Consider the following 26,142-nt stretch of genomic DNA (forward strand, 5'->3'; position numbering starts at 1 on the left):
ATTATAGCGATAAAAATTGGGAGGATACAGTTATGAATTCTATTATTAAAGATTATTGTAAAAATAATGCCACAAATGTTTTGGATAATGATGAATATGAATTAGTTAATTTGTTGTTTAAAGAAAAAATATTTGTATTATGTAATGAGGACACTACTTTATTTAAAAATAGTGAGGATTTAAGTTTAACATTATATTTAAGTGAATCACTTGCTGAAAATAAAAGCTTAGATAATAACTTAAGTTATGTTGAAGTGTCTGATATTAATTGGTTGTATGGGCAGATATTAAAATTTAAAGATTTAAGTTTCATAAACTTTGATGACGGAGATTTTAGCGTAACTTTGGATGTTGGAACTTTTTTAAGTTGTTTAATATGTAGTAGTGTTTAAAAGTTTTTTAGTGAAAGTGAAACTATAACTATATGCTTGATTTGGGAGGTAATAAAAATGAAGATTTTAAGAAAATTTGTATTAGTATTGGTGGTAGCTCTAGGCATTGGATTGTGTTTTAATCCAGCAGAAAAAGTAAATGCTGCATCAGGTGTAGGAACTGTAAAAAACATAAAGAAATCAAAAGTTAAACATGTATGGAATAAAAAAGTAAATGGTAAGTTGTGTTCTGGAAATTACAGAACCATTTCATGGAAAAAAATAAAAGGTGCAAATGGCTACGTAGTTTATAGATATGATGATTTACTTAACGAATGGAACAAAGTTTTAACAACAAAAAATAATAGTTTCATTATTTCATCTTTATTGCAGGATGAGACTTTTACTATAAAGATTTGTGCATATAAAAAAGGTAACAAAGGCAAAGTTTATGGTGACTATTCTAAAGAGTTTAAATATAAGGAAAATACTTCTATTAGTTTAAGAAATAAGAAAAAGTTAATGACTAAGGGTTGTTATGCTGAAGGAAAAGACGGGTATTGTGAATATGCATCTAAGCAGGCATTTATTATTCAGAATCAGTATCGTGCCGAAAAAGGTATTGCTCCCCTTATTTGGTCTAATGAATTATACAATTTCGCAAAGATAAGAAGTAAAGATTTAACAAAATTATATGAACATACAAGACCTGACGGCCAAGGTTGTCAAGATTTTTTTGTTGATTATTTTAGTAAAGAAAGATGTAGGATATTTCAAGAAAACTTTAGATTGCAAACCAAATCTGCAGGTCACGAAAAAGTATGTAGTGCATCTAATTGTTATACGGAAAACGCTGGTTGTGGATATTATGGACCTGAAATGAAGATGAAAAGATGGAAGGCTAGCTTACCACACTATAGTAATTTATTAGATACAGATTTGGTGTCAGGGGCTATCTCCTGTTATCGTGATAATGAAGAAAAAGAATATTGGATAGGCTCATTTGCTGTTATTGACATAGATAGCATTAGATAAATTGATTATAGATACTTTTAAAATGAGTGTAATTAGTTGTTATTCTTTCTGGTAAAAGCAAGGATACTTCTAATAAAACTACATACAAATCTGCAAAAAGCAATGGCTCTACGTCAGTATCTAAAAACGCAGGCAGTAGTACAGGCTCTAGTACAATTACAAGTAATCAAGTTACATCCTCTACAGTTTATATAACTAATTCAGGTACTAAATATCATGAGGATGGTTGCAGATATTTGACAAGTAGTAAGATAAGCATTAGCCTGACAGATGCCAAAAACAGAGGGTATACGCCATGTAGTGTATGCCATTAAATAAAGTGCATTTTGTTGATGTAGGTCAGGGTGATGCAACTGTTATTCAGTATGGAAACAGTTATTCGCTGATTGATACCGGAACCGAGAGTAACTACCCTAAATTAAAATCATATTTAGATAAAATAGGTATATCAAAAATTTCGTCATTAGTACTAACTCACCCTGATGCCGACCACATAGGTGGTGCCGATTTGCTTATCAGAGATTATAATGTAAAAACTGTATATATGACATCGAAAACTTCTACAACAATGGAATATAAAGAAGTCCTAAATACAATAGATAATATTTTGTCTATAAATGACGGGTTACATTGATAACCCGACAAATACAATTATGTAAATGATGTTATGTAAATTAAAATCTAAGTAATTATCATAAAATAAGAAGATATTTCAGCAATGGAATGTCTTTTTATTTTTTTCAAAATAAAAAAGAATACTAATACAACCATGTAGTTAATAAAATATTAAGAAAATCATTTAAAAGAAATAGTTGACATTATAAATATATATTGTATATTTGTATTAAGCAACTAATACAAATATACAATATATTAATTTGCGTTATATAAGGAGATGAGAGAGATGCCTTGGAAATTTGAGAGTGACAGACCAATATATGCTCAAATATTAGAGCAGATTAAGGAACGCATAATTGTGGGAGAATATCCGCCTGGAAGCAGGCTTCCGTCAGTAAGGGAATTAGCTACAGAAGCAGCAGTTAATCCTAATACGATGCAGAGAGCGATGGCGGAACTTGAGAGAGAAGGATATGTAGTAACTAATAGAACGACTGGTAGAACAGTAACAGATAATGTGGGAGTAATTATGGAATCTAAGAAGAGTACAGCAATAGAATTAACACATAAATACATTGAGAAGATGGAACAATTGGGGTTTAGCAAAGAACAGATTGTGAAAATTATAGAGGAGGGAAAATAATGAGCATAATATTTGAATGTAAAGATTTGACTAAAAAATATGGAGCTTTTACTGCAGTAGAGAATCTTAATCTTTCTATTGAAAGAGGAAAGATAATTGGCCTTTTAGGACCTAATGGAAGTGGAAAGACAACACTTATAAAGATGTCTAACGGTTTACTTACACCGACTAAAGGTGAGATATTAATTGATGGAAAGAAAGTAGGAGTTGAAACAAAGAGCATAGTTTCATATCTACCTGAGAGAACATATTTGAATGATTGGATGAAAGTTAAAGAAATGGTAGGATTCTTTGACGATTTTTATGAAGACTTTGATGCTCAGTGTGCTTATAAGATGTTTGAAAGACTTAATATTAACATTAATGATAAGTTGAAAACCATGTCTAAGGGAACAAAGGAAAAGGTTCAGCTTATTTTGGTTATGAGTAGAAAGGCTCAATTATATTTCCTTGATGAACCGATTGGAGGTGTTGATCCGGCTGCGAGAGATTATATACTTAACACAATTATAACTAATTACAATCCGGAAGCTTCTGTTATTATTTCAACACATTTGATTTCAGATGTTGAGCAGATATTAGATGAGGTTGTCATGATTAAGAATGGACATTTAGTTATGCATAAGACAGTTGATGAGATAAGAGAAGAGGAAGGAAAGTCAGTAGATGAACTTTTCAGGGAGGTATTTAAATGTTAGGAAAATTATTAAAATATGAATATAAAGCAACTTCAAGATATTTTATAGGATTATATATAGTTTTGGCGTTGCTTACAATTGGTAATAAAATTATGCTCATAATTGAGGACACATCAGATGTACAGTTGAGAGTAGTTGATATATTGTTTGGAATCATAATGGCAAGTTATGTCATAGCTATTATAGCAATCGCAGTAGCAACTGTTGTATTAATGTTAAGAAGATTTTATTTTAATATGCTTAAAGATGAAGGATATTTAACATTTACACTTCCGGCTACAGTAGGACAGCACATTGCAAGTAAAATGATAGTTTGTATTACATGGGTTATAGCAACAGTAGTATTGACTGGAGTTTCGATTTTTGTAGTAACTTATAGTAAAGATATCGATTATGCAAGAGGTATATCTTATAGTGTGCAGAAATTAACTCAATTAGGTGCATGGGGATATGTTGCTGAAGGCATAATTGCAGCAATAGTGACAGTAATAGGTATGCCAATACTTATGTATGCATGCTTAAGCATCGGACAGCTTTATACTAAGCACAGAGTAGTTGGTGCAATATTAGCTTACATTGGATATTACATAATAAATCAAGTTGTATCATCAGTATTTTTGGTTATATGTATGCATAGTTTAGGTAATAGTTACGATATTAGTGCATTTGCAAATCAGATATTTATATTTGGTATAGTTTTATCAATTGTGGTTTCGATTGCAAGTTATATAGCAACTTATTACATATTAAGTAAAAAGTTGAATTTAGAATAAAATTTTCTTGCATTTGCTCTTGAATTATGATAAAATGTCAATTCGTGATATATATTAATTTTCCTTGCTTTCCTAAATGAAATAGGGAGGCCAGAGACCAAAAGGAGGTAAGAAAGCATGAACAAGTATGAATTAGTAGTTGTTGTTAGTGCAAAACTCGAAGAAGAAGAAAGAGCCGCTGAAATCGAAAAGGTAAGCAACCTTGTAACACGTTTTGGTGGAACAATTACTGACGTAGAAGAATGGGGTAAGAAGAAATTAGCTTACGAAATTCAGAAGATGTCAGAAGCTTATTATTACTTCATTCACTTCGACACTGATAACACAGATTGTCCTAACGAAATAGAAGATCAGATTCGTATTATGGAAAATGTTATCAGATATTTGTGCGTAAAGGTTGAGGCATAGGTTTTTGAAACATAAAGAGGTATAATATGAATAAAGTTATTCTTATGGGTAGATTAACCCGTGATCCTGACGTAAGATATTCACAGGGCGATAGCCCAATGGCAATTGCCAGATATACATTAGCAGTTGATCGTAGATTTAGAAGAGACAACGACCAGCAGACAGCAGATTTCATTTCTTGCGTAGCATTTGGAAGAAATGGAGAATTCGCTGAAAAGTACTTACATCAGGGAACTAAGATTGTAGCAGAAGGTCGTATTCAGACAGGAAGCTATACAAACAAAGATGGTAATAAAGTTTACACAACAGAAGTTGTAGTAGAAAATCAGGAATTTGCTGAAAGCAAAGCAAGTGCTTCTAATAATGAAGGTGGTTTCCAGCCACAGGCACAGTCAGCTCCAACAGCTCCAGCCGGAGATGGATTTATGAATATCCCTGATGGTGTTGAAGATGTAGGATTACCATTTAACTTTTAGAGATTAGACGATTAACATAAACATAGTTAATTAGTATTATAGGAGGTCAAAACTATGGCATTTAATAAGAGTGAAAGACCTGATTCTCCAATGAGAAGAAGAGGCGGTCGTAGAAGAAAAAAAGTTTGCGTATTTTGTGCTAGTGAAAACAACGTAATTGATTATAAAGACACAAACAAATTAAAGAGATATGTATCTGAAAGAGGAAAAATTCTTCCTAGAAGAATTACTGGAAACTGCGCTAAGCACCAGAGAGCTCTTACAGTAGCAATCAAGAGAGCAAGACACGTTGCTTTAATGCCTTACACAGTAGAATAAGGTTATATAAAAAGACTTTCCATGTGGAAAGTCTTTTTTTGTCTTATAAAGGTATTTATATAGATAAGGTTTTTTTTATTTCATATCTCCTTAAAAGTCGAAATAAGGCGAAATGTTACAAATTAATATGATAATTTTAATGGTATAATTTAAAAGTAACATGAATAAAATGAAAGAGTAGTGCGTAGAAAAATAAATAATTATAGTGACGCATGAAAAAAATCAGAGACTAAAAGGAGGAAATATGAGAAATTTTAAACAAGTGGCAGCCATGACTCTCGCAGGAGTTATGACGGTTTCTATGGCAGGAGTTCAGACTCCGGCTGCAACAAATACGACATTTAGTAAAGCAGTATCAATGATGGACGTAAGTAATGCTACAGGCAGTGGAAATGTGGGTATTGATATTGCGGGGGACGAAGTGTCGGAGAAAATCAATGAGATTTTGTATAGTGTATACCGTGAGGCTCACAGAAATGACGATGATACAAAAGGTGAGGATGGAAGAACGGCATATAGGGCAGCATGGGATGATCATTCACAAAAACTAGGATTGCTTGAAAGCTATGATGAAAAAGAAGATACATATAAGTACACCGACAGATTTACAATTAATGCTAAAATTTCAACAGAAATAGTAACTACAACTCAGTTTTCAGTTGAATTGGCAGGAAATATTGCAAACGGAAAAGAGATGAAACTCACAAAAATTGAATATAATAATGGAAATGTAAAAATTGATTTAGATTCATTTGTTAAATTCATGTCAGAATATTGTGGCATGACAACAAGCAAAGTGTGTGAAGCACTCGAAATTCCGGCGTTAAAATCAATTGAATTAGATTCTGTTGCAGAAATTAATAATATGTTAAAGGATAAATGTGGAAAATATTATCCTATTATCGGAGTGGAAGTTGTTGAACAGAAAGACATTGATAATAAATTATTTGAACAGGATGAATTAGGAAAAGTAATTGACTTAAAATATGGAGAGGAAGCAAAAGAAGCTAACTTTGCATTAACAGGTGAACAGGTTGTTAATACAGTAATGAATCTTGCAAAATTAGTGCTGAACACAGCAGATTCTGCATTTGCTAAATTTGAAACAACAAATGGAACGAAGACAACTTTTAAAGTTACAGATGAGCAGGCATCAGAATTTGTATTGGCTATTGCAGATGCCTTATCTTCAAATTCAAAAACTATAGTTGATTTGGTATTCGGTCAGTTAAAAGCTCTTCCGGGATTTGATGAAATATTAACAATGCCTGTAGAAGCAGAGAAATATATTTCAGACAATATGATTGAAAGCCTCAATAAATTTGCACAAGATATTAAAGATATAGCTATAACAGTTACAAAAACTGATGAAGATAATAACGAAATTAAATATAATCCTTTACAGGAAAAGTTAAAAGAAGAAGGAATTAAATTTGATGTAACGGTTAATTCTGATTTGACAGGTGAAAAAGGTTATAGAGATTATAAGGTTGATGGAAATTTTAATTATTCATGCCCGGCTGAAACTGATGGAGAAAGTGTAGAGGTGAAACCGGATACAGTTATAGCTGTTAAATTTGATTTTAACCTTAAAGAAAATGGTCAGCCGCCAGTTGAAAATCCAGCAAATAACGACGGAAAAAATAATGTGACTAATAACAATGCAAACAATACAACAAACAATGATTTGCAAAACACACTTATTATTGTAAAAGGTAAAAAGTATAAAGCTACATCAGCTGCAAATTCAAAGAATCCTACAGTAACATTTTTAGGAAATATAAATAAAAAGGCGAAGAATGTAAAAGTTCCTGCATCAATTAATTATAATAATGTTAACTATAAAGTTACAGCGATTGCACCAAACGCATTTAAAAACAACAAGAACATAAGAAGTGTTGTAGTTGGAAAAAATGTAAGAGTTATCGGAAAGAATTCTTTCAAAGGATGCAAAAATCTTAAAACTTTAGTTATTAAAGGTAAGAAATTGAAAAAAATTAAGAAAGGTGCATTTAAGAATGCTAATTCAAAAATTGTTATTAAATGCGCTAAAGGACAGGGAAAGAAATATAGAAAATTAGTAAGAGAAAGCCGTTAGGTAAATATAAATAATTAGTATAAAAGGCGTTGTACGAATTTAAATAATAGCTCCAGTCATGTTGGTAATAAAATATTTCCGACATGGTTGGAACTTTTTTATTGACTGGCTTAATTAAGTTTACCCAAATGCTAAAATTGTTATTTACTAATATGGTTGAAAATTTTTAAATTTGCACCAAATGCTAAACTTTGTTTTTTATTAATATGACTGAAATTTCTTCTCTTATTTGACCTAAACAATATTAGAAGAATGTTTTAATTTATATGACTTATTAAGAGGAAAATCTCCCTTATAAATTGATAAAAAAATAACAATGTATCCAACTAAAAATAAAAACGTTTCAATTTAAAGAGGATTGAACTGTTTTATAATTTGAAATGCCGATAAATAAAGGAAAGTAGCAAAAAAATTAATTAAAAGTCTATAATAAATAAAAACATTTTTATATTGCCGGAATATAGCAATTATAAATTCAGTATGTTATAGTTAAAAACAACAATAGTATGTGATTTCGGGAGGAATTGTAATGAGCACAAATATGTTTGGAGTGCCGGTAGAGGGATTTGCTCAGAAGAGTAAAGAGGCTGCCACAGAAGGTATTGTATTGTTAAAGAACGAAGGCGGAATGTTACCACTTACACAGGAAGATAAGATTTCAGTATTTGGTCGACCACAGATTGAATATTATAGAAGTGGTACAGGTTCAGGTGGTGCGGTTAATGTTGAATATGCTACTAACATCTTAGACGGATTTGAAAACAGCAATCTTAACATTGATGAAACATTAGTTGAAAAGTATAAGACTTGGTTAAAAGACCACCCATTTGATAATGGTGGTGGTGGATGGGCATGTGAACCATGGTTCCAGAAGGATATGCCTATCGATGAAGCATTTGCTAAGGAACAGGCAGCAAAGACTAACAAGGCGTTATACATTATAGGTAGAACTGCCGGAGAAGATAAGGATAACGCAATTTGGCAGGGAAGTTATATTTTAACAGATGAAGAAAAAGAAAATCTTAGAAATATAACAAAAGCATTTGATAATGTATGTATCGTTTTAAATGTGTCAAATATTATTGATTTGAGCTGGATTAATGACGAAGAATATAACGGAAGCATTAAGTCAGTAATTATTGTATGGCAAGGAGGTATGGAAGGTGGAACAGCAGTAGTTGATGTACTTTCAGGTGCTGAAACACCAAGTGGTAAGCTTGCAGATACAATAGCATACAGTATTGAGGATTATCCATCAACAAAGAATTTTGGTAATGAATTTAAGAATCTTTATGAAGAAGATATTTATATCGGATACAGATATTTTGAAACATTTGCACCGGACAAAGTTCAGTTTGAATTTGGTTATGGATTATCTTATACAACATTTGATATTGAAACACAGACTGTAAAAGAAAAGACAGATTCAATCGAATTGAATGTTAAGGTTACAAATACAGGTGACAAATTTGCAGGAAAAGAAGTTGTTCAGGTATATTATGAAGCACCTCAGGGTGAACTTGGAAAACCTGCAAGAGAACTTATTGCATTTGCAAAGACAAAGAAACTTGCACCGGGCGAAAGTCAGGAATTGACATTAGAATTTAAGATTTCAGATATGGCTTCTTACGATGATTCAGGTGTTACAGGACACAAATCATGCTATGTTTTAGAAGCAGGCGAATATAATATTTATGTTGGTAACAGCGTTAAGAATCTTACAAAGATTAATACATACAATGAAGAAGAACTTGTTGTAGTTGAAGAACTTCAGGAAGCAATGGCTCCTACAGAGGCTATAAATATTATGAAGCCTGGTAAGAAAAATGCTGACGGAACTTATGAAGTTACATATGTACCTGTTTCAACTCAGACAGTTGACATGGCTAAAAGAATTTCAGACAATCTTCCAATGGACATGCCAATAACAGGAGATATGGGAATTACACTTCAGGATGTTCGTGACGGTAAAGCAACATTAGAAAAATTTGTTGCTCAGTTGTCTATTGAAGAAATGGCTATAATCATTCGTGGTGAAGGAATGAGTAATCCACGAGTAACAAGAGGAACAGCATCAGCATTTGGTGGAATGAGTGATAGCTTATTTAACTACGGCATTCCGGCAGCATGTTGTGCAGATGGTCCTAGTGGTCTTCGCATGGAAGGAAAAGCAACACAGCTTCCAATTGGAACAGCTTTAAGTGCAACATGGAATACAGAACTTGTTAGAGAATTATATACAATGGAAGGTCAGGAATTATACAGAAATCAGGTTGATACTTTACTTGGACCTGGTGTAAATATTCGTCGTAATCCATTAAACGGAAGAAATTTTGAATATTTTTCAGAAGATCCTTTCCTTTCAGGAAAAATGTCAGTTGCTTCAACAGGCGGAATTAAAGATGGTGGCGCCTGGGGAACAATTAAGCATTTTGCATTAAATGGTCAGGAATCACACAGATTTAAGATTGATGCTGTATGTTCAGAAAGAGCAATCAGAGAAATCTATTTGAAGAGCTTTGAAATGGCTGTAAAGGAAAAAACAGTAATGTCCATTATGACATCATATAATCCGATCAACGGACATTGGGCAGCTTCAAATTATGACTTATGTACAACTATTCTTAGAAAAGAATGGGGATATAAAGGTTTTGTAATGACTGACTGGTGGGCAAAAATGAACGACGTTGTAACTGGAGGAAAAGAGTCAAATCAGGATACAAGAGACATGGTTCGCGCACAGAATGATGCTTACATGGTAGTAAACAACAATGGAGCAGAAATTAATTCAAATGGTGACAATACAGAGGCAGCAATAATCGAAGGAAGACTTACAGTTGGAGAACTTCAGAGAGCTTCAATGAACATCTTAAGATTTATACTTGTAGCACCTGTTATCGAAAGAGAATTAATAGATACAAATGTAGCTGAATACTTCGAATCAGCATCAGATGCAAAATATGAAGTTCAGAAACTTGCAAATGATGCTAAGATTAAATTTGAAGGAACAGATAATGCTACAGTTGAAATTGATGAAGATGCTGAGTACACAATAATTGTACATATTTCATCACCACTTCCAAATCTTTCACAGTGTACAGTAAATGTTCATGCAAATGACAAGGTTATGGTTGTTATTCAGACAAGTGGTACAGATGGAAAATGGATTACACAGAAACTTTGCAAAGTAAAATTAGACAAAGGTTTCTACAACTTAGAACTTGAACATGTAATGGCCGGAATGAATGTAGGCTATATTGAGTTCAAGAAGATTCCTAAGAAGAAAGCTAGATAATAACTTGGAATAATTGAATTTAATCGAATTAGAAATAAATTTGTTAAGTTAGAAATGAATTTACAATAGTTTGAATTTAATAAAAAATGGGATGTAAAAATTCCTTAATTAACAGAGGTGCATTGGCGATTGCCAATGCACCTCTGTTTTTAATCTTAAGTCAATCCAAAAACACTTCCGTTATGGCATAAATCCAGCTGAAAAACAAGCAATCACTGCTTATAAATTACAAGCTTAAACATCTTTTCCATTGCGCTCATGGATTCGGCTAAACTGTATTTTTTTGTAAAATCAAGATATTCTAAACTTCTTTCATTACGTTCTTTTGGATGGTCGAGCCAATAATCTATCTTTTCAGCAAGGTCAGCAGCATCGTTATAATTAAACAAGTTTTTTTCATCTATTGCATAAGCAGGAGCGGCGGAATTAGGTGAATCGTTTATGATAGGAACAAGTCCGCATGTGGCCGCTTCGAGGCAGGCAATGCCCTCAGTTTCTTCGTTTGCAGCATGAACATATAAATCGCAAGTCGCAATAACTTCTAATAATTCAGGCCTTGAATATGTACGAATAATAGGTTGATTTATAAGTCCGCAGGCGTCACGCTCAATTGAAGATTTGTAATCTCCATCACCCGCAAAAATAAGTTGAATTCTGTTTTTATATTTACTCATGTTTACAGCGTTAATTAGTACTTTGTGATTTTTGTGTTTAGATAAACGTGCAATATATATAATTCTAAAATTGCTGTCTACAGGTCTGTGGCATGATACTTTTTTGCTAAAATCAGAACTAATTCCCGAGGAAATAATATAATGAGGAGTGTATCCGATATATTTTTCAAAATCTCTGCATAAAAACGCAGATGGAAAATGTATAGCCTGACAATATTTGTATACCTGTTCATAAAATTGTTTGTAAATTTTCTTTTTATATTTATCTTTGGAACCAATTCGAATAGGACGAATAAGCGAATCTGCCTGACATTGAAAAGTCGCCATTACAGGAATGTGGTGCTCCAAAGCGTATTTTGTAACATATTTTCCAAGAGAAAATGGCGTAATTATTAAAACCCCATCTGTTCCCAAAACAGCCTTCCTAATAACAGAACGCTTTGGCTTCGCAAATACAAGCCCCTGATTGGCAAAACGCTTTTCAATACTAGTTAAATGCTTTTTTTGAGGAACAATAAAACATGAATTTATATCAGACTTGTCTTTATCCGGACAAATAATATTTACAGAATGTCCGTGTCTTGTTAACCATTCAATTAAATTGTAGCAAAAAATTGTGGTACCATTGTTTTCCTCACCTAAGAAATCGCAAACCATTGCAATAATCATAAAAACCCTCCATAAAACTAAATACATAATAAAGGTTTAGTTTCGAATAAATTAGTCACAAATAAACCAAACGATGAAACTAAGTATTATAAAACAAGAGTTTACCTCACAAAATAAAAGGACAAACTCTCTATTTAGACACCCCTTTAGAAAGTAATATAAAACAAAAACTGCTAATTTACAATATAAGAAATTCGACGTGAATTAGAAATGTGTCTATTATGGTTAAAAACATCAATTATTAATGCAGACAAACGTCCGTCGGCATTGCATAAAAGGCTAAAAAAATGTATAATAAACTGAAATACATTCTGAGATTGATATGTATATTTAATGGCATTTAGGAGGACGATAATGATTACATTAAGTAAAGGTGGAGCTTACCTTTTAAACGGTAACGAAGTAATTGAAGTTGGGGACGATTCTGAAGAAATTTTAAAATCAAAATTAGGCCAGAATTATTTAACAAAAGAAGAAGCAGCTAAGAATACAATGGCATATAACATTTTAAACAGCCATAATACATCTGGAAACATGGAAAAACTCCAGATTAAATTTGATAAACTGACATCACATGATATTACATTCGTAGGAATTATCCAGACAGCAAGAGCTTCAGGATTAGAGAAATTCCCAATACCATATGTACTTACAAACTGTCACAACAGTTTATGTGCAGTAGGTGGAACTATTAATGAAGATGACCACATGTTTGGACTTACATGTGCAAAGAAATACGGTGGAGTTTATGTACCACCTCATCAGGCAGTAATTCATCAGTTTGCAAGAGAAATGCTTGCAGGCGGTGGAAAGATGATTTTAGGCTCAGATTCTCATACACGTTACGGTGCTTTGGGAACTATGGCAATGGGAGAAGGCGGACCTGAATTAGTCAAACAGTTATTATCTCAGACATATGACATTAACATGCCGGGTGTAATCGGTATCTATATGACAGGAGCACCTGCAAAGGGAGTTGGACCTCAGGACGTTGCTCTTGCAATTATTGGTGAAGTATTTGCTAATGGATATGTAAACAATAAAGTAATGGAATTTGTTGGACCTGGTGTAAGCAACTTAAGTGCTGATTTCAGAATTGGTGTTGATGTTATGACAACAGAAACAACATGTCTTTCATCTATTTGGAGAACAGATGAAAAGATTAAAGAATTCTACGACATTCACGGAAGAGTAGATGATTATAAAGAATTAAATCCTGGAGCAGTAACATATTACGATGGAATGGTATATGTTGAATTAGACAAGATTAAACCAATGATAGCTATGCCTTTCCACCCAAGTAATACATATACAATTGATGAGTTAAATGCTAACCTTGCAGACATTTTACACGATGTTGAACAGAAAGCATTAGTATCATTAGACGGACAGGTTGAATACTCATTACAGGATAAGATTAGAAATGGCAGATTCTATGTAGAACAGGGAATTATTGCAGGTTGTGCAGGTGGTGGATTTGAAAATATCTGTGCAGCAGCTGATATCTTAAAAGGCAATAACATTGGCTCAGATGAATTTACGTTAAGCGTATATCCTGCATCAATGCCTGTATATATGGAATTAATTAAAAATGGATGTGCAGCAGACATTATGGAAGCCGGCGGTGTAATGAAGACAGCATTCTGCGGACCATGTTTCGGAGCAGGAGATACACCTTCAAACAACGCATTTAGTATCAGACATTCAACAAGAAACTTCCCTAACAGAGAAGGTTCTAAGTTACAGAATGGACAGATTTCATCAGTTGCTCTTATGGATGCACGTTCAATTGCAGCAACAGCAGCTAATAAGGGATACCTTACAGCAGCAACAGATATGGATGTTGAATATAAAGGAAGAACATATCACTTTGACAGCTCAATTTACGCTAACAGAGTATTTGATTCACACGGAGTTGCAGACCCTGATACAGAAATTAAATTTGGACCTAATATTAAGGACTGGCCAAAAATGGAAGCTTTAACAGATAATTTATTGTTAAAGGTAGTTTCAGAAATTCATGACCCTGTAACAACAACAGATGAATTAATTCCTTCAGGAGAAACATCATCATATCGTTCAAATCCTCTTGGATTGGCAGAATTTACATTATCAAGAAAAGATCCTGAATATGTTAAGAATGCAAAGGATGTTCAGAAGGCAGAACAGATTCGTGTTTCAGGCAAATGCCCATGCGAACACTCAGATGAATTTGGAAAAGTATGGAATGGTTTAAAAGAAGCCTTCCCTGAAATGAATATAAACAAAGAAACAGTTGGAATAGGAAGTACAATATATGCAGTTAAGCCTGGAGATGGTTCAGCAAGAGAACAGGCAGCAAGCTGTCAGAAAGTATTAGGCGGATGGGCAAATATAGCACATGAATATGCAACAAAGAGATATCGTTCAAACCTTATCAACTGGGGAATGCTTCCATTTATCTATGAAGATATGGAATTACCATTTGCGAAAGGAGATTACATCTTTGTACCTGATATTGCAAATGCAATTAAGGAAAAGAAGTCTGACATCACAGCTTATGTAATGAACGGAACGGAAAAGAAAAAAATAACATTGAAGCTTGGAGAAATGACAGATGACGAAAGAGAAATAATCTTAAAAGGATGTTTAATCAATTATAACAGAGTATAAATAAGACGAACGGAGGGCCCATATGGAATATAAAAAAATAATAACAAAAGACGATTGTTATATGTTTGGACAAGGTACACATTATGAAATCTACAACAAACTAGGTGCTCATTTAATGGAGATAGACGGAGTAAAGGGCACGTATTTTGCAGTGTGGGCACCAAATGCTGTTAACGTCAGCGTAGTAGGTGAGTTTAACAATTGGATAGGATTTGACCACAATATGGAAATGGAAAATGACTCAGGAATTTGGGAGTTATTCATTCCGGGTGTGGGCGAAGGTGAAATGTATAAATACGTTATTTCAACGAAGAATGGTGACACCTTATACAAATCTGATCCGTATGGATTCTGGTCAGAAAAGAGACCTGGAAATGCATCTAAAGTAGCTAATATTGAAGACTATACATGGAAAGATAAAAAATGGCATGAGAAAAAGGAAAACCACTACGAAGAACCGATGTCAATATATGAAGTACATATGGGTTCATGGAAAAAAGACTTTGTAGATGAAAACGACGAAGACGGATTCTATGATTACAAGAGATTAGCAAAAGAACTTGTAGCATATGTAAAAGATATGGGTTATACACACGTAGAATTAATGGGCGTATTGGAACACCCGTTTGATGGCTCATGGGGATATCAGGTTGTAGGATATTATGCTCCAACAGCCAGATACGGTAAGCCTGTAGAATTTATGCATTTAGTTGATGAATTCCATAAGGCAGGAATTGGTGTTATACTCGACTGGGTACCGGCACATTTTCCAAAAGATGCACATGGTCTTGCAATGTTTGACGGCACTCCATTATATGAATATGCGGACACAAGAAAAGGAGAACACCCTGATTGGGGAACAAAGATATTTGATTACTCAAAGACAGAAGTAGTTAACTTCTTAATTGCAAATGCATTATTCTGGGTGGAAAAATATCATGTTGATGGCCTTAGAGTAGATGCAGTAGCATCAATGTTATATTTAGACTATGGACGACAGGACGGTCAATGGGTTCCAAATAAATACGGCGATAATAAGAACTTAGAGGCAATAGAATTCTTTAAGCACTTAAGCAGTATTATGAAACAGAGAAATCCACAGGCATATATAATTGCAGAAGAATCGACAGCATGGCCAAAGGTAACTGCGGACCCTAAAGACGGTGGACTTGGATTCTCTTATAAATGGAACATGGGATGGATGCATGATTTCCTTGAATATGTAAAATTAGACCCATATTTCAAGAAATTTAACCACAATAAAATGACATTTGGATTAACATATGCATTTAGTGAAAACTTCATATTAGTGTTATCACATGATGAAGTAGTTCATCTTAAATGTTCAATGTTAAACAAGATGCCTGGATATCCTGCAGATAAGTTTAAGAACTTAAAGACAGCATATACATTTATGTTTGGACATCCGGGTAGAAAATTATTGTTTATGGGACAGGATTTCGGACAACTTCAGGAATGGTCAGAAGCAAGAAGTCTTGACTGGTATTTACTGGAAGAACCTGAACATAAAGATTTACATGAATATGTTAAAAAACTATTACATTTATACAAAAAATATCCTGCAATGTATACTGAAACAAAAGGATACGATGCATTTGAATGGATAAACTGTAATGATAATGATAGAAGTATCTTTAGTTTTATAAGAAAGACAGGAGAAGAAAATTATAAGAATGCAATAGGATTTGTAACAAACTTTACTCCTATAGCAAGAGAAGATTACAGAGTGGGAGTTCCTAAAGCAGGCACCTACAAACGACTTCTCACAACAGAAGCAGGAGAAACAAAGGAAGTAAAATATAAAGCTAAAAAAGGTGAATGTGACGGAATGCCATATAGTTTGGACATGCCATTACATCCATTTGAATCAGTTATATTTGAATTCCCAAAAGTAGCAGCTGCAAGAAAAAGCCATGCAAAAAGCACTAAGGGTAAAAAAGCTGTAAATAAAAAATAAATGGGCGAAGTGCCTTATGAATACGAAACAGGCGGGGAGAAATAGCTTCCCGTCTGAAGTCGTATTTAAGCAAATAAAATTTCGGCATATTGGAATGGGAAAGTGAGACATAAAATGAAAAAAAGATATGTTGTAGCAATTGTAATTGTTATATTACTGGTTACACTTGCTGTTTTTGGTATTACAAGAGGTAAAGTATTTGATAAATCATCGGATACAAAGAATAATCATACTACAAATGAACACGAATTGCTTCCTGAAGTAGATGCATATTATGGCTCAGAAAAGATAGCATCAATATTAGGATATAAAACAGAAGTAGGAAGTAACTATATAAGAGACAACATTGTTCCGGTGGAAAGTAGTCGTGTGATACCTGTAAAAATAATAAATAATGGCAGAACAATTGTCGGAATGAAGTATGAAGTGCGAAGCACGGAAGATTCCCGATTAATAGACAATGGGGAAGCAAAACAGACAGAAAATACAGAAAAGACTACATTGTATGAAATAAATGCCAGTGCTATTTTACAGTCGGGACAGGAATATCAGCTTGTTTTAACATTGGAAACAAATAATAATGAAAATATATACTACTATACAAGAGTCATGGTAATGAATGACAGTTTTGTAGATGGACAGATTGCGTTTGCAAAGCAGTTTAGCAGTAGCACATTAGGACAGGATACAGAATTAAATATTGCGACATATTTAGAGCCTGATGAAGATTTGAAAAATGATGATTTGGGATATACGACATTATCTTCAAGTTATAAAATGTTGCAGTGGAGTGAAATGAAACCTGAACTTCAGGGAAAGATAAATGTTTCAGCAAAAGAGTTTTGCATCAAAGACAGCGGAGAAGCAGGAACATATACACTAGAATATCAAGTGAAAGCAAGCAATGCAGAAGGTGTTGAAGAAACATATAACGTATCAGAAACAATAGTTGTATGGACTTTTTCAGGACAAAATTATGTATTGAATTATAATAGAGAAATAAATCAGGTATGGGAAGCAAATGACAACAATGTTGGAAAAGCTTTTATAGATTTAGGAATCCAGAATCAGAAAACAATAGACGTTGCTGAAAGTGAAAATGGACAGTACATTGGATTTGAAATTAATGGCGATGTTTATACAATGGATTTAACATCAAATGGAATGAAAAAATTATTTGCACTTGATGCCAAAAGTGTGTCAGAAAACAGAATGACAAAGGCAAAAATGATTCAGACAGATGATAAAGGCAATGCCAATTTCCTGGTTTATGGATACAGTCCAAGTAATGAACATTTAGGAGAAAATGGTATTTCAGTATTTCATTATGATAAAGAAAGTAATGAAAGTAAAGAATTGTTGTTTATTCCATTTAGCCAGCCTGCAGAGATGATTGACAAACAGATTCACAAATTATGTTATGTAAACGATGGAACAATTTATTTCATGTTAGATAACAGTTTATATTATGTTAATATAGGAACAAAGGAAAGTGGCAAAATTGTTGAAAATATGCCTGACGGTTCTTATGCGATAAATCAGTCAAAAACAGCAATTGCTTATAATACCGATTTGACAACAATGAATAGTGATAGTATTACGGTAATAGATTTGACGACAGGTAAGGAGAAAAAACTTACAGGAGAAAATGGCGAAAAGCTGTCAGCGTGTGGATATACAGGAAACAATCTTATCTATGGTATAACAAAACCTGAGAATGTTTCGGACAGTATGCGTATAGATACTTTAAAAATTATAGACAAAGATTATAACGAAATAACTTCATATTCTTCTGACAATACAGTTATTACAGGTGTTGAAATAACAGACACTATTATTAACATGAAGAGAGAAAAGAAGGGCAAAGCTATTTCTGATGATCAACTTATAGATAATACTGAAAAATTAGAAACAAAGACAAAATCAAGTTATTTTGCGGATACATTAAAGCTTAAAGAACTTGCAATTTCATTTGTAAACCAGTTAAGTGGAAAGAATGAATTAAAAGTAGAGGAAGCTTCCATTAAATACAAAAAATCAACAGAAGTAAATACAATAATAAAGCCTGCAGCACAGGACCAATATTTTGTATATGCGGGTGGAAATTTATTTGGAATATATTATAATCAAAATGAGGCAGAAACAGTAGCGAAGACAAATAAAGGCCTTGTTACAGATTATAATGGACAAAAAATTTGGACGTTTGAAGAAAATTATGAATAAAAGGAGAATCATTCAACATGCGGTTCATACACACAGCCGACATTCATCTAGGGGCAACGCCGGAAAGTAAAATGGATTGGGCAGTCCACAGGGGAGATGAAATGTGGGGAACATTTGAAAGATTAATAAAAAAAGTTAAGGAAGATGAAATAGAATTACTTATAATTGCAGGAGATTTATTCCATAGACAGCCATTGTTAAGGGAATTGAAGGAGGTAGACTACCTGTTTTCAACGATTCCGGATACAAAGGTTGTGTTGTGTGCAGGAAATCATGATGCAATAAAAAAAGGTTCGTTTTATAGAAATTTTGAATGGAATAAGAATGTTTATTTTCTTGATAGCAAAACAGTAGATTGTGTGCCTATAGATGATTTGGGCGTTGATGTGTATGGATTAAGTTATTATAAAAATGAGATAACAGAACCGCTGTATGATGATATACAAATAAAAAATCCATATAGGATTAACATTCTTGTAGCTCACGGTGGTGATGATAAGCATATTCCTATTAATAAAAGAAAGATAATGCTTGAGGGATTTGACTATGTGGCATTTGGACACATTCACATTCCGGATTTGGATGAAGCTAACAGAATGGCATATTCAGGTTCCCTTGAACCTATTGATGTAAATGAAATAGGCCCTAGAGGATTTATATATGGAGAAGTAACTAAGCAGAATTTGAATATAAGATTCCAGTCTTTTTCTAAGAGAGAATATAAACATGCGGAAATGACGGTAACTACAAATGCTACAAATATGGAACTGCGACACACTCTTATGGAATTTATAGAAAAAGAAGGTAGAGATAATATATATAAAGTAACAATAGTAGGTTATAGAAATCCTGATTTTGATATTGACTTAGAAGGTCTGGCTCAGGTAGGAAATGTAGTATCCGTAACGGACCGAACAGAGCCTGACTATGATTTTGAAGAATTATATGAAAGAAATAAAGATAATCTGTTAGGAATGTTTATTAAAAAATATATCGACCAGGATGTTCTCTCTCCAATACAGCAGAAGACCTTATACTATGGGGTTAAGGCGTTACTTGAGGCTATGGAGGACAAACAATGATAATAAAAGATATTCGATTGATTAATTTTGGCAAATTTCATGATACGGAAATTCATTTCGAAAGAGGATTAAACATTGTTTATGGTGAAAATGAAGCCGGAAAAACAACAATACACACATTCATAAGAGGAATGCTTTTTGGTATAGATAAACAGCGTGGAAAAGCCAGCGGAAAAGATACATATACCAAATATGAACCATGGATTAATCCTGAAGTATATCGTGGAATGATGCGAGTTGAAAACGATGGTAAGGACTATCGTTTTGAAAGAAATTTTAATAAAAATGAAAAATCATTTCGTGTCATAGATGAGGACCTTGGAAGAGAACTTGATGACAACGAAATAAAGCAGTTGTTTAGAGGCTTAGATGAAAGTTGTTATTATAACACAATTAGCATAAGCCAGATTGGAAGTGCAACTGATAAAGAATTAGAAAATATATTAAAGAACTACGCAGCAAATCTAGGTTCAACAAAGTCTATGGAAATTGATATGAAACAGGCTTTGACAAGTCTTGATGCTGAGCGTAAAGAAATAATAAGCGAAAATAAAGTAGGTTCTAAAGAATCAGTAATTCGTGATATGGAAGAAACCGCAGAAGAAATAGAGATGTCTAAAAGAGAGCAGGATACAATAATTTCTGAAATTGATTTAGACAGGAGTAAAGAAGCGGAGTTACTGGCAAAGAAGCAGGATTTGGCAGGAAAGGATGCTGTCAGATTAGAAGAAATGACAAAATACAGTGCCAGAAAAGAAAATCTTTACAATGAAATAATGCAGCTTAACCATGAAATTGATAAGGCTTCAAGAACTTTGACAGAGATAACGGCTCAAAAGGGAGAAATGGAAAAGCAGTTAGAGTCAAAAGGAATTCCAACAAGGGAAGTAATGGAACGAGTAAGCAACGCCTTAAATAAGGCGACAAATATACCAATTGTGTTCGCCCTTATAACAGTTGTATGCCTTGGATGTTCAATAGGTATGTTTATGGCAAATCCTGAATTACTTGATTTTTCAAGCAAAGGCATTTTAAAAATTGGAATACCGGCAGGATTAGCATTAGCATTTTTAATAGCAACAATTGTTAAGTTTTTTATGAATGTAAAGAGCAAAGAAAGACTTGCTGAAAATTTAAAAGAAACTAAACTTATCATGGATAAGTTAGATGCATTAAATAATGAAAAAACATATACAGAGCGTCAACTTGATAACAGAAGAGCTAATTTAAGTGTAGCTAAAGAATCTTTAAAAAATCTTGAAGAATCAGAATTATCAAGCGATGATTATAGTGAAGAGATAAAAGAACTTGATGAAGAATATGCAGCGCTTAAGGAAAAAATTGGAAAAGAGCAAGGGGTATTAGAGCAGAAGCAGGAACAGGATATTGAATTAGAAAAGCATATAGAGAATTTAAAAGCAAAACTTCAATCAATTAAAAATGCAGAGATTGAAATAAGAGCATTAGAGAATGCTAAAAGAGAAATTGAAGAAATAGCTTATGAAGTTAGAAACAGTTTTGGAAGACGACTTAACGAAAAGGCTTCTTACTATATGTCAAAGATTACAAATGGAAAATACAACAATATTGTTATAGATGATAACTTAAATGTTTCAGTTAATGGTAGAAATGCTTTAATATCATCTTTTAAATTAAGTAAGGGAACTGTTGAACAAATTTACATGGCTTTAAGGCTTGCAGCAGCAGATATAATATTTGAAAACGATACAAAACCTATTTTGCTTGACGATACTTTTGCAATGTACGATAATAAACGAATGGGAAACACAATGAAGTTTATGGCAGAAAATCTTGACCAGGTAATAGTGTTCTCATGTCATACAAGAGAAAAGGTTATGGCGGACAAGCTTGGACTTGATTATCACTTGAAGAAATTAGATTGATTAGTAGATGCTACATGCTAATCAATTTAAATAATAAATAATGAGATTGGTAATGTAATAAATTTGTGGGGATTGGGTTTACAAAAACAGGAAATAAAATTGAACAGGTTAAATAGGAGGAACAGACTATGACCACAAAAGAATGCTACGAAAAGATGGGCTCAAACTATGAAAAAGTCCTAGGAAGATTAGGCAGTGAAATGATAATCAAAAAATTTGCAATTAAGTTTTTAGACGATTCAAGTTTCCAGAACTTAAAAGATGCATTAGCAGGCAAAAATTTGGATGATTCATTTAGGGCAGCACACACATTAAAGGGTGTATGTGTTAATCTTGGATTTGACAAGTTATATGAAGCAAGCTCAAAGATTACTGAACAGTTAAGAGCAGGAAAGCTTGAAGGCTGTGATGAAATGTTTAAAGATGTAGAAAAAGAGTACGAAATGACAATAAGCGTACTTAAAGAATTCGCAGAACAGAACTAGAGTTAACTGCAACAGATTTGTAATTGACTATAGCTAACTGCAACAGAAAGAACTGGAATTGACTATAATTAATTCCGACAGAATTATAATTAATTAAAACAAAACGGCTAGAACAGAGCGATTTGTACAAGAGATAAAGAATAAATACATAACAATTTAATGCATAAAAAAATAATACATAAAAAATTAATACATAAAAATAAAACCTTCAAGAGATATGAGATGATATATCCAAAAAGTTTGTCCTTTGGAATTTACTTAATATAATCTTTTGAAGGTTTTTTGTATTAAAAAAACTGTTGCATTTGCAACTATGGTTGTAAACACAACAGTTTAATATTATAGTAAATTAATTCAATTATTTATTATTATATTCATTAATCTTTTTAGTAATCTTATCAATTGGGTTTAAGATGTCACTAATTGATGCGTCATGGTTTAATCTGTCAATGAATAAAGCTGTAAATTTGCTTATATCAACATTGATGTACCATTCTTTTTCAAGAAGCTCTGGAGTCTGGTAAATACTGTTTGTAGTCATAACTCTGTAAATTAATCCCTGTTCATAAGCTTCATCGAATCTCTCTAAACCATTTGTAAATAAACCAAATGTAGAAGCAACAAATACTCTGTTTGCTTTTCTCTTCTTAAGCTGTTTAGCTACGTCTAACATACTATCACCGGAAGAAATCATATCATCAATAATTAAAACATCTTTACCTTCAACGGAATCCCCTAAATATTCATGTGCAACAATTGGATTACGTCCATCTACAACCTTTGTATAATCACGACGTTTGTAGAACATACCCATGTTAACACCTAAAACGTTTGCATAGTATACAACTCTTCCCATAGCACCTTCATCAGGGCTGATCATCATTAAATGGTCAGAATCAAGTTTAATATCAGGAACATTTCTTAAAAGGTTTTTAATGAACTGATATGTTGGCATAACTGATTCAAATCCACTAATAGGAATTGCATTATTAACTCGAGGGTCATGAGCGTCAAATGTAATAATATTATCAACACCCATATTTACTAATTCCTGAAGCATTACAGCGCAGTCCATAGATTCTCTAGATGAACGTCTATGCTGTCTGCTTTCATATAAGAAAGGCATGATAACTGTAATTTTACGTGCTTTACCACTTGCAGCAGCGATAACTCTCTTGATATCAGCATAATGATCATCTGGAGACATATGATTCTTTTGACCGCATACTGTGTATTCGATACTGTGGTTAGTAACATCATCAATGATGTAAAGGTCACAACCACGTACAGTATCTTTTAAAGCGCATTTTGCTTCGCCTGTACCAAATCTAGGAACGCTTACGTTTAGAAGATAAGAATCCTTAACATATCCTTTGAAGGTAATAGGTGATTCTTTAGCTTCAAGTCTTTCGCTTCTCCATCCGGAAATATAAGCATCAACTTTATCTCCGAGAGCTTTACTTCCAGGTAAAGCAACAATTGCAAGCGGACCTACAGGGATAGATTCGATAAATTTTTTGTTAGACATTTTTAGATTTCCTCCGTGTGTTAATTGTTAAATTTACTTTTTATTCTTATATCATCGCCAAAAATCTTCATAACAGTATAATTGCCAACTGCACGTGAAAAAATACGCTCAGTATAGTTTTGCTTCAATTCATCTACTGAAAGATTTGAAGAAATAATAGTAGATTTTTGACGTATAAGGCGTTCATTAAGGCAATTGAAAAGTGATGAGGCAGTAAATGAATTAGCCATTTCCGTGCCAAGGTCATCAATAATCAATAAATCACAGCTTAGAAGTTCTCTCATACTAATATGTTTATTTCCCGTAGATTTGTGGCTGTTAAATGATAAATCAGCCAACAGGTCAAATAATTGAACTGCAGATAAATAAATAACAGAGTAAGCCTGTTCTATAAGTTCTTTAGCAATGCAGTTAACTAGAAAAGTCTTGCCAACACCTGCATTCCCATAAATCAAAAGACTTTCATGACTGTCTTTAAAATTCTTAATAAAATACCTGCAATGGTCAACAACATCCTCAATATTTTCAAGAGGAGTTTTTCCCGTAATAGAATCTACTTCGCCACTATTGTAATAGTCAAAGTTAAAATTGTCAAAGTTTTCTCGCATAAGAATCTCTTTTAAGTTAGATTGTGAGTATAATTCCTCAACAACAGCCTTAGTAAAGCAGTGGCATGGTTCACCATTTATAAAACCTGTATCTTTACAGTCAGGGCATGTAAAGATCTCATCCAGATAATCACATGGAAAACCGGCGGCAAGTAAAGCAGCCTTCTTATCATCTTTTAATAAGACTAATTCCCTTTTTAGTGAATCAACTGCTGAAGAATCCCCGGCTAAAGCTTTCCTTCCGGCTGAAATGGCCAAAGAACTAATCTGGTGGCTTATTTCTTCAACTTCAGGGGCTTTTTCATAAACCTTGGCAATTCTCTCTTCTAATTCAATTTTATTGTTTAAACGGCGCATATTATACATATTGCTAATAACGTCGTATTGTTCTCTTTTTAAACCCATAATTTAAAACCTATTTTCTATTTGTAGATGAAAGTAACATTTTTTCTAACTCAATAGAATCGTATGTACGCTCGTCCATGTTTTTAAACTTCTTAAGACTTGCTGAGCATGATTTGTTAGAAGCCTTAGAAGTCTGAAGAGATGAAAACTTCTCAGAAACTTCTTTAGCATGTTCTTCATCTAACTGTTCAACTTGTGATAACTCTGTAATACCGTTATTATACCATCCTTTAAGGATTGTGTCAGCATAAGGAAAACTTGCTGTATGGGTATGTTCTATTGTACGGTTGCAAGCTTCAACAATAATATCTTCTGAAAAATTATAAGTTTCTGTCCATTTAGAAATGTAATTAACATCCTTCTTTGCTGCGTTTTGGTCAGTTAATCCAAATATTTTAAATACACTCTTATAAATTGATTTCCTGATTTTTGTATCAAATTTAATATCATCAATAGTTGTAATTCCACGTTTATAATAGTTGACAGCTGACTTCTCGATAGAGCCTAAAGTATTATTTCCTGATGAAATGCACATCTCCATAAGATATTCGATAAAATCAGAAGATAAATTTAAACCATCAATCATATATAAAATAGAATTAACATCATTACTGTTTAATGTCTTACCAAGATAAGTTTGGGCAAGAAATGTTAACTGCTGAACCCTTGGATCCTTGCTGAATGCGGAAATTTCTTTAGAAGTATATTTGTGCTTGGCAGGAATTGCATTTGCAGGTGCAATACTTTCGATTAATGCAGGCTCAGAATTAACGTCTTCATAATTGCCATAAAAAGTATCGCCAACAGCTCTTGCTGAAACCTGGCTTCCTGAAGAGTTTAATATTGATTTAACATAAAATTTATTAGTTGTATATGCTTCCATGCGAATTCCGTTAACATGCATGTCCTCATCTCTTGAAAGAGAAATAAGACCGAGGCGTTCCCAGTAAGATAACCCACGTTCAACATCACTTTCAGTAAAACATAAAAGATCAGCCAAAGCATCTGTTGTTATTTCAGTAGAATGTCCGGAAACTAATCTTAAAAGATATAAATATATTTTAACAAATTCGCCATTGGCATTTGGCATATATTCATCAATAAAAAGATTAGATACTGATGTTAAATCTGTAAAATTCCCTCTATCTATAACTAACTTACCCATGATAAAAACCTCTCAAATTCTCAAAATGTTATGTAA

General features: G+C 33.1%; 21 protein-coding genes. 17 read left to right on the forward strand and 4 right to left on the reverse strand.

The genetic code is table 11. From position 1 onward, the window contains the following. Positions 1-32 precede the first annotated feature (32 nt). The 11 genes from CCC31_RS08120 to CCC31_RS08170 all read left to right on the forward strand — a co-directional run bounded on the left by CCC31_RS08120 (position 33) and on the right by CCC31_RS08170 (position 10,733). A complete protein-coding gene (locus CCC31_RS08120) occupies positions 33-392 on the forward strand; it encodes a hypothetical protein (RefSeq protein WP_290850809.1) in 360 nt (119 codons plus the stop codon). A 57-nt stretch (positions 393-449) separates the two neighbouring features. Further along, entirely contained in the window at positions 450-1,406 is a 957-nt protein-coding gene (locus CCC31_RS08125; RefSeq protein WP_290850811.1) for a CAP domain-containing protein, read from the forward strand. A gap of 304 nt (positions 1,407-1,710) precedes the next feature. Next, positions 1,711-2,040 carry an MBL fold metallo-hydrolase gene (locus tag CCC31_RS08130; RefSeq protein WP_290850812.1) on the forward strand — a complete coding sequence of 110 codons (330 nt, stop codon included), beginning with the start codon at positions 1,711-1,713 and terminating at the stop codon, positions 2,038-2,040. 270 nt (positions 2,041-2,310) lie between these two features. Continuing rightward, positions 2,311-2,667: a GntR family transcriptional regulator gene (locus CCC31_RS08135; protein WP_117910635.1), complete on the forward strand. Its 357-nt coding sequence runs from the start codon at positions 2,311-2,313 to the stop codon at positions 2,665-2,667. Further along, positions 2,667-3,365, forward strand: coding sequence for an ABC transporter ATP-binding protein (locus CCC31_RS08140; RefSeq protein WP_117910634.1), 699 nt, complete (start codon positions 2,667-2,669; stop codon positions 3,363-3,365). Before CCC31_RS08135 ends, CCC31_RS08140 begins: the two co-directional genes overlap by 1 nt. Continuing rightward, a complete protein-coding gene (locus CCC31_RS08145; protein WP_117910633.1) occupies positions 3,359-4,138 on the forward strand; it encodes a hypothetical protein in 780 nt (259 codons plus the stop codon). Before CCC31_RS08140 ends, CCC31_RS08145 begins: the two co-directional genes overlap by 7 nt. A gap of 117 nt (positions 4,139-4,255) precedes the next feature. Further along, positions 4,256-4,546 carry a 30S ribosomal protein S6 gene (gene rpsF / locus CCC31_RS08150; protein ID WP_022089191.1) on the forward strand — a complete coding sequence of 97 codons (291 nt, stop codon included), beginning with the start codon at positions 4,256-4,258 and terminating at the stop codon, positions 4,544-4,546. A 26-nt stretch (positions 4,547-4,572) separates the two neighbouring features. Next, positions 4,573-5,022, forward strand: coding sequence for a single-stranded DNA-binding protein (locus tag CCC31_RS08155; RefSeq protein WP_117910632.1), 450 nt, complete (start codon positions 4,573-4,575; stop codon positions 5,020-5,022). Positions 5,023-5,076: 54 nt separating this feature from the next. Next, positions 5,077-5,340 (forward strand): 30S ribosomal protein S18, encoded by a 264-nt coding sequence (gene rpsR / locus CCC31_RS08160; RefSeq protein ID WP_022089193.1) that lies wholly within the window; start codon positions 5,077-5,079, stop codon positions 5,338-5,340. Between the two features lie 244 nt (positions 5,341-5,584). Then, positions 5,585-7,438, forward strand: a complete 1,854-nt coding sequence (locus tag CCC31_RS08165; protein WP_290850813.1) for a leucine-rich repeat protein — start codon at positions 5,585-5,587, stop codon at positions 7,436-7,438. A 529-nt stretch (positions 7,439-7,967) separates the two neighbouring features. Further along, entirely contained in the window at positions 7,968-10,733 is a 2,766-nt protein-coding gene (locus CCC31_RS08170) for a glycoside hydrolase family 3 protein (RefSeq protein WP_290850814.1), read from the forward strand. 212 nt (positions 10,734-10,945) lie between these two features. On the opposite strand, the gene CCC31_RS08175 is transcribed toward CCC31_RS08170, so the two are convergent. After that, positions 10,946-12,076, reverse strand: coding sequence for a glycosyltransferase (locus CCC31_RS08175; protein WP_158562712.1), 1,131 nt, complete (start codon positions 12,074-12,076; stop codon positions 10,946-10,948). Between the two features lie 354 nt (positions 12,077-12,430). Between CCC31_RS08175 and CCC31_RS08180 the strand changes: the two genes are divergently transcribed. The 6 genes from CCC31_RS08180 (at position 12,431) to CCC31_RS08205 (ending at position 22,400) form a co-directional block, all read left to right on the forward strand. Then, the gene (locus CCC31_RS08180; protein WP_117910628.1) at positions 12,431-14,728 is read left to right on the forward strand and encodes a hydratase; all 2,298 of its coding nucleotides are present in this window, start codon (positions 12,431-12,433) and stop codon (positions 14,726-14,728) included. Positions 14,729-14,750: 22 nt separating this feature from the next. Then, positions 14,751-16,706: a 1,4-alpha-glucan branching protein GlgB gene (gene glgB / locus CCC31_RS08185; RefSeq protein WP_022089198.1), complete on the forward strand. Its 1,956-nt coding sequence runs from the start codon at positions 14,751-14,753 to the stop codon at positions 16,704-16,706. 114 nt (positions 16,707-16,820) lie between these two features. Beyond that, entirely contained in the window at positions 16,821-18,929 is a 2,109-nt protein-coding gene (locus tag CCC31_RS08190; RefSeq protein WP_022089199.1) for a hypothetical protein, read from the forward strand. A gap of 17 nt (positions 18,930-18,946) precedes the next feature. Beyond that, positions 18,947-20,011 carry a DNA repair exonuclease gene (locus CCC31_RS08195; RefSeq protein WP_260979062.1) on the forward strand — a complete coding sequence of 355 codons (1,065 nt, stop codon included), beginning with the start codon at positions 18,947-18,949 and terminating at the stop codon, positions 20,009-20,011. After that, positions 20,008-21,915, forward strand: coding sequence for an AAA family ATPase (locus CCC31_RS08200; protein ID WP_117910625.1), 1,908 nt, complete (start codon positions 20,008-20,010; stop codon positions 21,913-21,915). The genes CCC31_RS08195 and CCC31_RS08200 overlap by 4 nt, the downstream gene beginning before the upstream one ends. Before the next feature lie 128 nt (positions 21,916-22,043). Further along, positions 22,044-22,400, forward strand: a complete 357-nt coding sequence (locus CCC31_RS08205; protein WP_147586521.1) for an Hpt domain-containing protein — start codon at positions 22,044-22,046, stop codon at positions 22,398-22,400. 358 nt (positions 22,401-22,758) lie between these two features. Here CCC31_RS08205 and CCC31_RS08210 read toward each other — a convergent pair whose 3' ends face one another. From CCC31_RS08210 to CCC31_RS08220, 3 genes are read right to left on the reverse strand one after another with little or no spacing between them, the layout of a single operon-like run. After that, positions 22,759-23,928, reverse strand: coding sequence for a ribose-phosphate pyrophosphokinase (locus CCC31_RS08210; RefSeq protein ID WP_022089203.1), 1,170 nt, complete (start codon positions 23,926-23,928; stop codon positions 22,759-22,761). 20 nt (positions 23,929-23,948) lie between these two features. Beyond that, entirely contained in the window at positions 23,949-24,941 is a 993-nt protein-coding gene (locus tag CCC31_RS08215) for an ATP-binding protein (protein WP_022089204.1), read from the reverse strand. Between the two features lie 10 nt (positions 24,942-24,951). Continuing rightward, positions 24,952-26,106: a DnaD domain protein gene (locus CCC31_RS08220; RefSeq protein WP_118565843.1), complete on the reverse strand. Its 1,155-nt coding sequence runs from the start codon at positions 26,104-26,106 to the stop codon at positions 24,952-24,954. Positions 26,107-26,142: the final 36 nt, after the last annotated feature.

The organism is Eubacterium sp. LMAG:50, from assembly GCF_008680265.1.
In the GTDB taxonomy this organism is placed as follows: Bacteria; Bacillota; Clostridia; order Lachnospirales; family Lachnospiraceae; genus Eubacterium_U; species Eubacterium_U album.